9 protein-coding genes are annotated in these 13,689 nt (G+C 70.6%); 3 read left to right on the forward strand and 6 right to left on the reverse strand.

Going from position 1 to position 13,689, the window contains the following annotated elements; all coding sequences use genetic code 11:
• The first annotated feature begins 1 nt into the window (after position 1).
• Positions 2 to 4,723: a PKD domain-containing protein gene (locus ABIC47_RS03040; RefSeq protein WP_354477015.1), complete on the forward strand. Its 4,722-nt coding sequence runs from the start codon at positions 2 to 4 to the stop codon at positions 4,721 to 4,723.
• Positions 4,720 to 5,877, forward strand: a complete 1,158-nt coding sequence (locus ABIC47_RS03045) for a glycosyltransferase (protein WP_089877724.1) — start codon at positions 4,720 to 4,722, stop codon at positions 5,875 to 5,877. The genes ABIC47_RS03040 and ABIC47_RS03045 overlap by 4 nt, the downstream gene beginning before the upstream one ends.
• 66 nt (positions 5,878 to 5,943) lie before the next feature.
• Here ABIC47_RS03045 and ABIC47_RS03050 read toward each other — a convergent pair whose 3' ends face one another.
• The 6 genes from ABIC47_RS03050 to ABIC47_RS03075 all read right to left on the reverse strand — a co-directional run bounded on the left by ABIC47_RS03050 (position 5,944) and on the right by ABIC47_RS03075 (position 12,631).
• The gene (locus tag ABIC47_RS03050; protein WP_354477018.1) at positions 5,944 to 7,266 is read right to left on the reverse strand and encodes a hypothetical protein; all 1,323 of its coding nucleotides are present in this window, start codon (positions 7,264 to 7,266) and stop codon (positions 5,944 to 5,946) included.
• Between the two features lie 3 nt (positions 7,267 to 7,269).
• Positions 7,270 to 8,793 (reverse strand): tyrosine-protein kinase domain-containing protein, encoded by a 1,524-nt coding sequence (locus ABIC47_RS03055; protein WP_354477021.1) that lies wholly within the window; start codon positions 8,791 to 8,793, stop codon positions 7,270 to 7,272.
• Positions 8,794 to 8,830: 37 nt separating this feature from the next.
• Positions 8,831 to 9,577 carry a hypothetical protein gene (locus ABIC47_RS03060; protein WP_354477023.1) on the reverse strand — a complete coding sequence of 249 codons (747 nt, stop codon included), beginning with the start codon at positions 9,575 to 9,577 and terminating at the stop codon, positions 8,831 to 8,833.
• Entirely contained in the window at positions 9,574 to 10,338 is a 765-nt protein-coding gene (locus ABIC47_RS03065; RefSeq protein ID WP_018192194.1) for a CDP-alcohol phosphatidyltransferase family protein, read from the reverse strand. Before ABIC47_RS03065 ends, ABIC47_RS03060 begins: the two co-directional genes overlap by 4 nt.
• Complete coding sequence (locus ABIC47_RS03070; RefSeq protein WP_354477027.1) at positions 10,335 to 11,534, reverse strand: DUF1972 domain-containing protein; 1,200 nt, start codon at positions 11,532 to 11,534, stop codon at positions 10,335 to 10,337. Before ABIC47_RS03070 ends, ABIC47_RS03065 begins: the two co-directional genes overlap by 4 nt.
• Before the next feature lie 179 nt (positions 11,535 to 11,713).
• On the reverse strand, positions 11,714 to 12,631 hold the full coding sequence (locus tag ABIC47_RS03075) for a glycosyltransferase family protein (protein WP_354477030.1): 918 nt from the start codon (positions 12,629 to 12,631) through the stop codon (positions 11,714 to 11,716).
• Between the two features lie 102 nt (positions 12,632 to 12,733).
• On the opposite strand from ABIC47_RS03075, the gene ABIC47_RS03080 reads away from it, so the two are divergent.
• Positions 12,734 to 13,684 (forward strand): glycosyltransferase family 2 protein, encoded by a 951-nt coding sequence (locus ABIC47_RS03080; RefSeq protein ID WP_354477033.1) that lies wholly within the window; start codon positions 12,734 to 12,736, stop codon positions 13,682 to 13,684.
• Positions 13,685 to 13,689: the final 5 nt, after the last annotated feature.

Raw genomic sequence — 13,689 nt, forward strand, 5'->3', positions numbered from 1 at the left:
CATGAGCACAACACAACGCCCACGCTCTCGCTCACTGGGCATCCTGACCGCCGTCCTCACGGCGATCGGCCTGGTCTTCGGCGGACTCGCCATCGCGCAGCCCGCCGCAGCGGACACGGCCCCACCCGACCCGACGAACCCGGCGACGCCGATCACCGTCAGCGACGACGTGCTCCCGACGCCGCAGATCAACGGCGTCGCATGGGCGCAGACGGTCGTGGGCAACACGGTCTATGTCGCGGGCAAGTTCACCTCCGCCCGTCCGGCAGGGTCGCCGGCCGGGACGAACGAGGTTCCCCGCAACAACCTCCTCGCGTACGACATCACGACAGGCGCGCTCCTCCCGTTCGCGCCGAACCTGAACGCGCAGGCGCTGGGCATCACCGCATCGCCGGACGGCAGCCGGATCTACGTGGTGGGCGACTTCACCTCGATCGACGGCAAGGGCTACTACCGCCTGGCCGCGTTCTCCACCGCGACGAACACGATCATCAGCGCGTTCAAGCCGATCATGGAGTCGCAGACGCGCGCTGTCGCGGCATCCAACACGGTGGTCTACACCGGCGGCGACGCATCCACCATCAACGGCGTCGCCCGTGCGTACGTCGGAGCGGTGAGCGCCACCGACGGATCGACCCTCAACTGGCAGGCCAACGCGGACGCCCCGGTGGATGCGCTGACGCTGACCAAGGACGGCTCCAAGCTGATCGTCGGCGGCCGCTTCCAGAACATCGGCGGCGTCGCCAACTACGGCCTCGCCGCGGTGGACGCCAGCACCGCCGCCATCCTCCCGTTCGCTGCGAACCAGACGGTGCGCAACGCGGGAACCCAGGCGAGCATCACCGCCCTCTACGCGACCAGTGACCGGATCTACGGCTCCGGTTACGTCTTCGGCCAGGGCGGCAACCTCGAGGGCAGCTTCTCGGCCGACCCGAACACCGGGTCGATCAACTGGGTCGAGGACTGCCACGGCGACACGTACTCGATCTACCCGCAGGGCGACAACGGTCCGCTCTACGTCGCCGGCCACCCGCACTACTGCGGCAACATCGGCGGCTTCCCGCAGACCAGCCCCCAGTGGACGTTCTACAACTCGATCGCGTTCAGCAAGGCCGCGACCGGCACGATCACCGCTGACCCGTACGGCTACTACAACTGGGCCGGCACGCCGTCCCCGTCGCTGCTCGACTGGTTCCCGAAGTGGACCGTCGGCACCTTCACCGGTCAGAGCCAGGCCACCTGGAGCGTCTCGGGCAACAGCAAGTACGTCGTCTACGGCGGCGAGTTCCCGACCGTGAACGGCATCGCCCAGCAGGGCCTCGCCCGCTTCGCCGTCCCGTCGTCCGCACCGAACAAGGTCGGCCCGCAGGGCATCCCGCTGACACCGACGGCAGCTTCGTTCAACGCCGGAGAGGTGCGCGTCAGCTTCGCCGCCACCTACGACATGGACAACGGCTACCTGACGTACAAGGTCTACCGTGACGCGGGCACCACGCCCGTCTACCAGACGACCGTCCGCTCGAACTTCTACACGCGGCCGATGATCGGATTCACCGACAAGGGCCTCACGCCCGGCAGTCACCCGATCTACCACGTGAAGGTCTACGACCCGTTCAACAACACCACATCGCGTGACACCAACGCGGTCACGGTCGCCGCCACCAACAGCGGCGGACCCTACGCCGACTCGGTGACGCAGGCAGGCGCCTCCGCCTACTGGCCGCTGGATGAGGCGAGCGGCACCACCGCGTTCGACCACATCGGCTTCAACGACCTGCAGGAGACCGCGATCACCCAAGGCGCCGCGGGACCGATCTCCGGAGTCACGGCGAGCACGTTCAACGGCAGCACCAGCCTGGCCGTGACGCCCACCGCGATCACCGGACCGGACACGTTCACCGTCTCGGCCTGGTTCAACACCACATCCACCAGCGGTGGCAAGATCATCGGATTCGGCAACGCCAACACGGGCACCTCCGGCAGCTACGACCGTCACGTCTACATGGACAACAGCGGGCGCATCTACTTCGGTGTCTACCCGGGATCGGTCCAGACGCTGAACAGTGCCGCCGGCCTCAACGACGGGCAGTGGCACCAGGTGACCGCCTCCCTCGGCACCAACGGCATGCGGCTGTACATCGACGGCAAGCTGGCCGGCTCCCGCACTGACGTGACCAGCGGCCAGGGCTACACCGGCTACTGGCGAGTCGGCGGAGACAACATCGGCGGTTGGCCCAGCCAGCCGGCGAGCAACTTCTTCGCCGGCAGCATCGGGCAGGTCGCGATCTACCCGACCGTGCTGGACCGCACCACCGTGGTGAACCAGTACGTCGCCTCCGGACGCCCGTCGCCCCTGGCGCCGGCTCCGGCCGACGCCTACGGCGCCGCGGTGTACAACGGCAACCCCGACATCTTCTGGCGTCTCGACGAGACCAGCGGATCGACGGCCAACAGCGCCGACGCGTACACGAACAACGGCACGTACTCCGGCACGGCCACCACGAAGAACCAGACCGGTGTCCTCCCGGGCACCGCGGACAAGGCGGTGAAGTTCAACACCAACATCAACGGTTCTAACGGCGGCATCGTCACCAGCAACCAGCAGTTCGCGAACCCCACCACCTACACCGAGGAGATCTGGTTCAAGACCAGCACCACCAAGGGCGGCAAGCTGATCGGCTTCGGCGACGCCAAGACCGGTCTGTCGGGCAACTACGACCGTCACGTCTACATGCAGAACGACGGACGGATCGTGTTCGGCACCTGGACCGGGCAGGCGAACACCATCACCTCGCCCAATCCGCTGAACAACAACCAGTGGCACCAGGCGGTCGCCTCGCAGGGCGCCGACGGCATGAAGCTGTACGTCGACGGCCAGCTCGTCGGCACCAACCCGGCGACCGGAGCGCAGGCCTACAACGGCTACTGGCGCATCGGCGGCGACAACACCTGGGGCTCCGCCGGCCCGTACTTCAACGGAACGCTCGATGAGGCCGCGGTGTACTCCACGGTCCTGTCGGCTCAGGATGTGGCCAACCACTACAGCCTGGCCACGACCGGCACCCTGCCGAACCAGACCCCGGTGGCCTCGTTCACCCAGAGCACCTCGGTGCTGACGGTGAACGTGGATGCGTCGGCGTCGTCCGACCCGGACGGCACCATCGCCTCCTACGCCTGGGACTTCGGTGACGGCTCGACCGGCACGGGAGCGACCGCGTCGCACACCTACAACGGCACCGGCGTCTACGCCGTGACGCTGACTGTGACCGACAACCAGGGCGCGACCAACGCGACGACGCAGAACGTCGGCGTCACCGCACCGCCGCCGAACCAGCCCCCGGTGGCCGCATTCACCTCGAACGCGACCTTCCTGAACGCTTCGTTCGACGCATCCAGCTCGTCCGACCCGGACGGCACCATCGCCTCCTACGCCTGGGACTTCGGAGACGGAGCGACGGGGACCGGTGCGACCGCGACCCACAGCTACGCCGCCGCGGGCACCTTCACGGTGAAGCTGACGGTGACGGACGACAAGGGAACGCCGACGAGCGTCCAGCACGACATCACCGTGCAGGCTCCGCCGCCGAACCAGCCGCCCGCGGCCGCGTTCACCTCGTCGGTGACCAACCTGTCGGCAGCGTTCGACGGCTCGGTCTCGACCGACGCTGACGGCACCATCGCCTCCTACGCCTGGGACTTCGGTGACGGAGCGACGGCGACCGGAGCGACCACCACCCACGCCTACGCAACGGCCGGCACGTTCACCGTGACCCTGACGGTGACGGACGACAAGGGAGCGACCAACCAGGTCCAGCACCAGGTGACCACCACCGTCCCGCCGAACCAGCTGCCGACCGCCTCCTTCACGGCGACGGCCAGCAACCTGCAGGTGTCGGTGAACGGCAGCGCATCGGCCGACCCGGACGGCACCATCGCCTCGTACGCCTGGGCGTACGGTGACGGCGCCACCGGGACCGGAGCCACCGACAGCCACACCTACGCGGCGGCCGGCACCTACACGATCACGCTGACGGTGACGGACAACCGCGGAGGGACAGCCACGGCCACCAAGACCGTGACGGCCACCGCGCCGGCGCCCAACGCGATCGCTCAGGACGGTTTCGAGCGGACGACGGCCAACGGATGGGGCACCGCCGACATCGGCGGGGCGTGGACGCTCTCGGGCGGCGCGACCAGCTTCAACACCACCAACGGCCTCGGCCAGCAGGTGGCGGCGGCCGGGTCCACCAAGACGGCCCTGCTCAACGCGGTCACCTCGACCCGGTCGGATGTCACGGTCACCATCTCCGCCGACAAGGCGGCGACCGGCGGCGGCATCTACTACTCGGCGATCGGCCGCATGGTCGGATCGACGGACTACGAGGGCCGCGTCTGGGTGAAGGCGGGAGGCGCCGTGCAGCTCCAGCTGCTGCAGGGCTCCACCACCCTCCAGGCCGCGAACATCACCGGGCTGACCGCTCTCGCGGGTGACCAGCTCAAGGTGCGGGTCCAGGTGTTCGGCACCTCGCCGACCACCATCCGCGCCAAGGTGTGGGCCGCAGGCGGCACCGAGCCCGCGAACTGGATGCTCAGCACCACCGACACGACCGCCGCCCTCCAGGTGGCCGGTACGACCGGGCTGCGCACCTACATCTCGGGCACCGCGACCGACATCCCCGTCACCACCCGGTTCGACAACTTCGCGGTGGTTCCGGTCCCGTGAGCGCAGCGAGCAGAGCTCGCCGCACCATCCTCGTGGCGCACCCCGGTTCGGAGCTTTACGGCTCCGACCGGGTGCTCCTCGAGTCCGTGAGCGGGCTGGTCGACGACGGCTGGGACGTCGTGGTGGCGGTCCCCGGTGACGGCCCCCTCGTCTCCGAACTGCGGCGGAGGGGTGCACGGGTGGAGTTGTGCGCCTCGCCCGTCCTCCGCAAGAGCGTCCTACGGCCGCGGGGCTTCCTCCGCTTCGCCGCGACGACGGCCCGAGGCATCCGGTCCGGCTCCGCGCTGCTGCGCCGTGAGCGGCCGGCGGCCGTGTACGTGAACACGGTCACCATCCCGCTGTGGATCGGGCTCGCCCGACTGGCCCGCGTGCCGGTCGTCGCGCACGTCCACGAGGGCGAGGCCACCGCATCCCGCCTGGTGAAGCGCGTCCTCTCGGCGCCACTGCTGCTGGCGGGGAGCGTCATCGCCAACAGCCGCTTCAGCGTCGGCGTGCTCGAGAGCGCCTTCCCGGCTCTCGGGCGCCGCACCCACATCGTCTACAACGCCGTACCGGGTCCGGAGACCCGCAGCCCGGCCCGCCCGGAGCTCGACGGCGACCTCCGGGTCACCTACATCGGGCGTCTCTCGCCCCGCAAGGGCGTCGACGTCGCCATCGACGCGATCGCCGAGCTCGACGCCCGCGGGATCCCCGCCCGCCTCGACCTCGTCGGCGCGGTCTTCCCCGGCTACGAGTGGTATGAGCGCGACCTGCGCGACAAGGTGGAGGCCAAGCGCCTCCAGTCGCGCGTCTCCTTCCGCGGCTTCCAGCCGTCCGTCTGGGACTTCCTGAGCACGGGTGACGTCGTCCTCGTGCCGTCGGTCGCCGACGAGCCGTTCGGCAACACGGCGGTCGAGGGCATCCTGAGCGGACGCCCGGTGATCGCCAGCGCGACCAGCGGACTCCTGGAGGCGACCGACGGTTACCGCACCACGGTCACCGTCGAGCCGGGCGACGCGACGTCGCTGGCCGACGCGCTCGAGCGCACCATCGCCGAATGGGAGGCGTCGGCGCCGCTCCTCGACGACGACGCCGAGACCGCACGGCGCAAGCACAGCCCCGAGTCGTACCGCCGGCGCATCGCGGAGCTCGTCCGGGCCGTCGCCCGGCACTGAGCAGCCGCTCGAGTCTGGTCAGGCTCAACACCGGTCAGGCGTAGCGCCGATCAGGCGTAGCGCCGATCAGCCGCGACCGGCAGGGAGCGCATCCGGCTCCGGCTGCGGCACACGCGTCGGCCGGCCGAGCACGAGCGGCCTGCTGGCATCCGGCGCGAGCTGCGTGGTGGCTGCCAGGCCCGCGACGAACCAGACGAAGATCGAGTACTGCGTGATCAGCGCGACCGTCGCGAACGCGGGGATCTGCGCCACGAGGGCGATCGTCGCCGGCGACGCCTTCCCCCGCAGGACGAGCAGGATGCCGAAGGCGAGTGCGACGGCGATCGCGATCAGCACGATGATCCCGTTCGTCAGCCCGGTCAGGATGAGCTGGCTGTCGATCGACCGGAAGTTGCCGAAGTAGAGGGAGCCGGCCGAGTTCTTCTGCGCCGAGCCCGCGACGCCCACGAGGTTCATCGTCCCGAACAGGGAGACGAGGTCCCCACGGTAGTCCGCGCTGTCGGAGGCCTCGGCACCGGCGTCGTCGAACACGGCCGAGACCAGCGGGAACACCACGGCAGAGGCCACGACCACGATCGTGGTGATGGCGATGCGCGCACGACGCGAGATCGCATCCCGCATGAAGAGCACCGAGAGGGCGACGCCGAGCAGCGAGCAGATCATCCCGATCCGGCTGAACGTGTACACCGTCGCGACGAGCATCGTCAGCACCATCAGGCCGCGCACCCAGAGGTGGAACGGGGCTGCCAGGGTGATCGGGACGGCCATCGCGAGGCTGGCACCCAGCGCGATGCTGTGCCCGAAAGCGCCCTCCGCCCGAGGCACGCCGCCGCGCTCCTGGATGGTGCCCCAGATCGAGTACAGCGAGTTGCCGGACTTGATCAGCACGAACGGGTTCCAGTGCGTCAGCCCCTCGATGATGGCGAGGACCGCGACGATCGTGAAGCAGACGGCGATGGCGCCGTGGACCCACGCCGGGTCGACGCGCAGCGGGGCGACGCGGCCCACGATGTAGCCCGCGACGAAGTAGGTGACCACGATGATCGCGGCGCCGAGCGCGATACCCGCATTCCCGGCGAGGATGGAGGCGAGCGCCGCCACGACCACGAGCGTCATCAGCGCATCCATCCAGCTCAGCCGGAAGCGGCGGACGGGGAGAAGCGCGGCGACCACCAGCACGGCGGCCGCGGTCGCGGGCGGCAGGTAGTAGTTGCCGTTGAAGCCGATGCCGAACCCGAGCCAGATCGGCACGAAGCACAGCACGACGATCCAGGTGGCGACCGCCAGGCGCGGCGCGCGGCGCAGCACGAGGAAGCCGAGCACGGCGACACCCAGCGCGACGGCCAGCAGGAGCAGCCGGTCGACGAGCGCGCCGCTGAGGAAGCTCATGGGTCAGGAGGCGCTGTGACTGCGCGCCGCGTCCGAGGGGGAATCGGGCGCGGCGGCGTTCTCGGCCGGCTCGCCCTCCGCCGCCTTGCCCTTCGCGGGGCGCTTCGCCGTGCTTCCGGCCTCGGCCGTGTCGGCAGACTCCGCTGCAGCTCCGCCACGACGACCCGGCAGGCCGAGACGGCGCGGCGGCTGCTCCGCCATGTAGTACGCGTTGCGCTCCTTGCCCGCCGCGACGCGGTTCAGCACGATGCCGAGCACGGCCGCACCCGACTTCTGCAGCGAGTCGACGGTCTGCGCGAGCTGCTGCTTGCGCACCCGCGTGCGGTCGACGACCACGAGGGCGCCGTCCACCTGGCGGGCGAGGATGGATGCGTCGGCGACCGAGCCGAGGGGCGCGGTGTCGATGACGATCACGTCGTACCGGGCGCGGAGGCGCTCCAGCAGGTCGCTCATGGCCCGCGACGAGAGCAGCTCACTCGGGTTCGGCGGGATGGGACCGGCGGCGAGCACATCCAGGTCGCCCGCGCCCCAGCGCTGCACCACGTCCTCGAAGTCGGCGCGGCCGGCGAGAACAGACGTCAGCCCGGCGTTGCCCGACAGGGACGTGTACCCGGCGATGGCGGGGCGACGCAGGTCGGCGTCGATCAGCAGGACGCGCTGGCCCGTCTCGGAGAGCGCGAGCGCCAGGTTGGACGAGATCAGCGACTTGCCCTCGGACGGGATCGACGACGTGATCACGAAGGATCGGGTCGGCGAGCCGAGCGTGACGAACTCGAGGTTCGAGCGCAGCTGCCGATAGGCCTCCGCCGCGTTGGAGAGCGGCGCCGAGACGAGCACGGGGACGCCGTCCTTGTTCCGTTCGCGCTGGATCGACCCGACGAGTGGAGCCTTCGCGACCTCCGTCGCGGTCTCGGCGTTGTGGACGCCGGTGTCGAAGGTGGCGCGCAGCACGACGATGAGAGCGCCGGCGATGAGCCCGAGCAGCAGTCCGGAGAGCACGTTCAGCCGCGTGTTCGGCGACGACGCGAACTTGGGAACGGCGGCGTGCTCGATCACGCGGACGGAGACCGTCGCCGCGCCCTGCGCCGTCTTCGGCGCGATCTGCTCGACCGTGCTCGACAGGCTGGCCGCCACCGCGTTCGCGATGTCCGCCGCCTGGCGCGGGCTCGTGTCGGTCACCGACAGCTCGAGGATGACCGTGTTCTGCGGCGTGCTCACCGAGATCGAGTCGGCGAGCTGGCTCGGCGTGATGGAGAGGTCGAGCTGGTCGACGACCGGCGTGAGCACGACGGGCGACTCGGCCAGCTGGGCGAACGACAGCATCTGGTTCTGCGTGTACGTGGACCCCTGGCTCAGGTCGTTCGCGGACCCGCCGAAGTTGAGCGAGAAGTACAGTCCGGAGGTCGCGGTGTAGCTCTTGACCGCCAGTTGCGACAGGCCGAAGCCCAGCAGCGCTCCCGCGATCGTCGCGATGACGACGACGTACCAGAATCGCCGGAACGCCTGCGCGTACTGCTTGGAGCTCATCGATTCTCCCCCTCGGTCACCCGGTCGTCCGCCGCCCTCACTGGAACACCACGAGCTGGGCGCCCGCCTGGTCGCTCAGGGTCACGGTGACCGCTTTGTCGTCGTCCGCCGGCACCGTGAAGACGTACACCGCCGTCGCGGATGCTCCGGGCTGGAGGGATCCGGTGAAGGGCTTGGCGGCGGAGTCGCCGGCGACCGGTGCTGCGGGCGTCGCACTCGAACCGTAGTAGGCGTTGACGGTCGCCGTCGAGAGGGGGAATGCGCCGCCCGTCCCGTTGGTCAGGCGCAGGGTCACCTTCACAGCCGGTCCGCTGACCTCGCCGGGGCGCGTGGCGGTCGCCGTGTAGGACTCGACGGAGACGACGTTCGCGGTCAGACCGGACGGGGTCTTCACATCCTGCTTGACCTCGGCGGTCTGGGCGACGACGCCGCCGAAGCGCGCATCCATCTCGCCCTTCTTCGCCGGGGAGGCCGTCGCCGGCGACCCCTTCGGTGCGTCGGACGGCGTGGAGGTGGACGGCGCGGAGTCCGCGCTGTCCGTTGGCCGCGGCAGCTGCGTCGCCGCCGGCTTGAGTGCGTCCGGCACCGGTCCGCCCGCGGGCCGCGAGAACGAGTACACGGAGGCGATGACGATCGCGGCCACGATGGCGAGACCGCCGACAGCGGCGAGCGCGACGAGCCCGATGCGCTTGCGCGTCCAGCGGCCCTTCTGCTCCGGCGTCTGGTTCTCCGGGGTCTGATCGTCCGGCGTGGGCAGCGGGGTGGTGTTGTCGTCCGACGTCATGGCCGGCCTCCTTCGGAACGGAGCTCGCGGAACCAGGTGACGGCTGCGGCGAACAGGAAGAGCGTCGTCGCGAGGACGATGAGGGTGTAGAGCACGAGGAAGCCCGGAAGCCAGCCGAGCAGGACGAACGAGAGGCAGAGCACCCCGTAGTCCATGGGAAGGACGAGCACCGCGCGCATCCAGGACGGACGGCCGGGCGCATCGGCGGCCAGGGAGACCCGGCCGTGTTGACGCCTCAGCTGCTCGGTGAGGATCATCCCGAAGAAGAGAACGGAGGAGATCACCGCGGAGAAGAGGGGGACGACGAGCCAGGCGACCGGGACCGCGTCATGCAGGTAGAGCCCGAGGCCGAGCGCCAGCGGCATGCTGACCACCTTCGTGGCGTCGACCATGTGGTCGAGCCACTCGCCGGCCGGGCTGCTGCGCCCGGTCAGCCGGGAGAGCTGGCCGTCCGCGCTGTCGAAGGCGTAGCCGATGAGGAGCATGAGCGCGACGCCGATGCCCAGCAGCCAGGACGGCGGGAACACGACGAGCAGGATGAGGGCGGCGAACGTCCACGCGGCGCTGATCGCCGTGACGCCGTTCGGGGTGAGTCCGGCCCGGTACGCCCAGGCCGTCAGGTACCGGCCGAGCCGGCGGTTGACGAACCGGGAGTAGGCGGGGGCACTGCGGGCGGCCGGCTTCTGCGCGGCGGCGAGCCGGCGGAGGACGGAGCCGTAGGTCTCGCGGGTCGTCGCACCGTCGAGCGTTCCGCCGGTCACGACTCCACCGCCTCGCCGGTGAGGCGCGGGGCGGACCCTACGCGCTGGACGGTGAGCGGTCGCCTCGCGCGCACCTGCACGCGATCGGCGAGGTCGCGGCAGAGGAGTTCGTACTTGTCGGCCACGTCGTCCCAGTCGTATCCGGCGGCGCGGGCGCGGGTGGCCGCTCGGCGCCCGGGGTGCCCATCGGGGTCGGCTTCCGCCGCCTCGACGACGCGGGCGACATCCCCCTCGGTGGTGAAGTACGCGCCGCTGTCGCCGAGCACCTCGCGGTTGAAGACGACGTCGTAGGCGAGCGTCGGCGCTCCGGCGCCGATCGCGCGGAGCAGCGACGGGTTCGTCCCGCCGACCGAGTGGCCGTGCAGGTAGCTGAAGGCGTTGGCGTAGAGCTGGTCGAGCAGGCGCTGGTCCCAGACCCCGCCGAGGAACCGCACGCGGTCGTCCGCGAGCTCGTGGACCCGGGCCGTGTAGGCGTCCGCGTAGGGGGCGGACCCGACGACGATCAGCGGGAGCCGGGCGCCACTGCGGCGATACCCGTCGACGATGGTATGGACGTGATTCTCCGGCTCGAAGCGGGCCACCAGCAGGTGGTAACCCTGCGGCTCCAGTCCGAGGCTTGCCAGCAGGTCGGACTCGTCGGCCACGCGGGGAGCGCCGTAGGCGATCAGCCGGGTCGGCGTGTGGAACTCGTCGCGGTAGTAGTCCGCGATGCCCTGCGCGTCGGCGATGAGCCCGTCGGACCAGCGGACGGCCGCGGATTCGGCGAGCCGGTAGTAGCGGCGGCCCGTCCCCTTCCACTTGTCGCGCTTCCACTCGAGACCGTCGACATGGGTGGCGACCGGGATGCGCGCGGCGCGGATCAGCGGGAGGTAGGGCGAGTTGGCCGCGTTGAAGACCAGGGCGACGTCCGTGCGGTGGCGGAGAAGGTGAGCGACCGAGAGGCCGGTGTGGCTCAGCGTCTCGAGCGAGCGGCGATGCATCGCGCCTTTGTGGACGAGCTCCATCCCGCGGTACTCGGCGGGATGCTCTCCGTCGGCCGGGCGGCAGTAGACGACGACGCGGTGACCGCGCTCCGCCAGCCGGGAGCCGACCTCCTCGACGGCGGTCTCGAAGCCGCCGTACCGGGCGGGCACACCACGCGTGCCGACCATGGCGATGCTGAGCGGTTCCCCTGATCGCCTCGCCTTGCTCTGCATCGGCTTCTCTCGTTCTCGTCGGTCGGTACGGAGAAACCCGACGACGGAAGCGTCGACCGTGACGGGCGGGCGAGAATCCGCGTGTCTCGGTCTTCGGTGTGCACCAGGGTCGGGTCTCTGTTGCTCTCACAGTCTATGACGAGAAATCCTCAATTGTTGCTCCCCTGTTCGGGGGACTTTCACCCGGAGCGTGTACCCCGGGAGGCCCGCAGACCGTCGCGCACGCCACGGAACGCCGCCGCGAGCGGGGCCGCCGACCGCAGGAACTGGCGCCGCCCGCCCTGCAGCAGCACCTCGTAGGCGATCGGGATACTGGCCCGCCGCCACCGCTTCACCGACGCGGCGTCGAGATTGCGTGCCGCGAAGACCAGCCGGTTCCGGATGTTGAAGTAGTAGTACGTCGTGGACTTCGCCTCGCCGCTCGTCGCGTGGCCGTCGCCCTGCGTCCCGCCCTCGGCGTGCACCGCCGTCGCGGCCTCCACGACCTCCACGCGGCCTCCCGCCCGTCGCGCACGGTACGACAGCTCGACGTCCTCCCAATACAGGAAGTAGCCGTCGCCGAACCCGCCGATCCGCATCCACAACTCGGCGGTCACCAGCAGGCACGCGCCGCTCAGCCACTGCTCGGCGTCGCGGACGCCCAGGCGCTCGCGGTTGCGGGTCGCCGTGATCCGCCCGTCGCCGAGATGCAGGTCGGAGCCATCGAACCACACCGACCCGTCCGGCCGGAGCACGCGCGGCGCGAGCAGGACGAGCGGGTCGTCACCGGCCGCGCCGAGCAGAGCCGAGACGTCCGCCGGCTCGATCGTCGCATCCGGGTTCAGGAGCAGCAGGTGGGCGGCACCGGCGGCGATGGCGCGCTCCGCTGCCGCGTTCATCCCGAGCCCGAAGCCCAGGTTCTCCGCCGGCTCGAGCAGGTCCCATCCCTCCGCCGCGGAGAGCCGGCGCATGGCCTCGCGCTCCGCGTCGGAGGTGCGGTTGTCGACGACGAACGTGCGCGCGCCCTCCAGCCGACGGGTCAGCGGGGCGAGGTTCTCGGCGAGCAGTCCCGAGGAGCCGTAGCCGACGACGATCACGGCCAACCCCTCGAACGCCATCCTGCTCCCCTCCTGCCGGCCGCCCCCGTCCGGGCGCTGGCGTGAAGCCTATACCTGTGTGAGCATGGTGACTCCGCCACCCGATGCGAGGACCAGAACTCGATGACCGACCAGCGCCTGCCCGTGACGATCGCCGTTCCGACGTTCCATCGGCCCGAGGAACTGCGCGTGCTGCTGCCCCTGCTGAAGGCGCAGGCCGACGATCTGGACGCCGCCGGCACCACGACCACGGACGTCCTGGTGGTCGACAACGACCCCGGTGCGAGCGGACGCACGGCGGCCGAGGAGGCCGGTGTCCGGTACGTCGTCGAGCCGCAGCCCGGCATCGCGGCCGCGCGCAACCGCGCCCTCGACGAGAGCACAGGGTCGCGGCTGCTCGCCTTCATCGACGACGACGAGCACCCCCACGCCGGCTGGTTGCGCGAGCTCGTCCGGGTGTGGCGCATCTCGGAGCCGGCTCTGGTCTCCGGCCGGGTCGTCGCGGAGTTCGAGCGACCGCCCGGACGGTGGATCGAGGAGGGCCGGTTCTTCGTGCGGCGCTCCCTGCCGACGGGCACGCCGCTCCACGTCGCCGCGGCCGGCAACCTCCTGCTCGACCTCGACCAGGTGCGCGAGAGCGGCGTACGGTTCGCGCTCGACCTCGGTCTGAGCGGCGGGGAGGACACCCTGTTCAGCCGTCAGCTCGCCCATGCCGGCTACCGGATGGTGTGGTGCAACGAGTCGGTGATCACCGATCTGGTGCCGTCCGCGCGGATCAGCCGCCGCTGGGTGCTCCGACGGGCGTGGAGTCACGGCAACTCGACCGCTGTCGTCAGCGTGCGCCTGGCGAGCGGCGCGACCGGTCGCGCCGTCGCGCGGGCCCGTGCCGCCGTCGGCGGGGCTGCGCGTGTCGTACTCGGCGTGGCCAGGACGGCACTCGGCCTGCTCCTCCGCTCCCCCGGCCACCAGGCGCGCGGATCCCGCGCCGCCTACCGCGGTGCCGGGATGGTGTGGGCGGCGTTCGGCGGCGTCTACCAGGAGTACGCGCGGACGACGCAGGGCACTCCGCTGTGAGCGTC

It is taken from the genome of Leifsonia sp. 563 (assembly GCF_040545055.1).
Lineage (GTDB): Bacteria > Actinomycetota > Actinomycetes > Actinomycetales > Microbacteriaceae > Leifsonia.

Bases quoted from the DNA above. Each gene is read 5' to 3' on its own strand.
- ABIC47_RS03040 (WP_354477015.1), top strand. From the start codon at position 2: ATGAGCACAACACAACGCCCACGCTCTCGCTCACTGGGCATCCTGACC.
- ABIC47_RS03080 (WP_354477033.1), top strand. From the start codon at position 12,734: ATGACCGACCAGCGCCTGCCCGTGACGATCGCCGTTCCGACGTTCCAT.
- ABIC47_RS03070 (WP_354477027.1), bottom strand. From the start codon at position 11,534: ATGCAGAGCAAGGCGAGGCGATCAGGGGAACCGCTCAGCATCGCCATG.
- ABIC47_RS03055 (WP_354477021.1), bottom strand. From the start codon at position 8,793: ATGAGCTCCAAGCAGTACGCGCAGGCGTTCCGGCGATTCTGGTACGTC.
- ABIC47_RS03050 (WP_354477018.1), bottom strand. From the start codon at position 7,266: ATGAGCTTCCTCAGCGGCGCGCTCGTCGACCGGCTGCTCCTGCTGGCC.
- ABIC47_RS03075 (WP_354477030.1), bottom strand. From the start codon at position 12,631: ATGGCGTTCGAGGGGTTGGCCGTGATCGTCGTCGGCTACGGCTCCTCG.
- ABIC47_RS03060 (WP_354477023.1), bottom strand. From the start codon at position 9,577: ATGACGTCGGACGACAACACCACCCCGCTGCCCACGCCGGACGATCAG.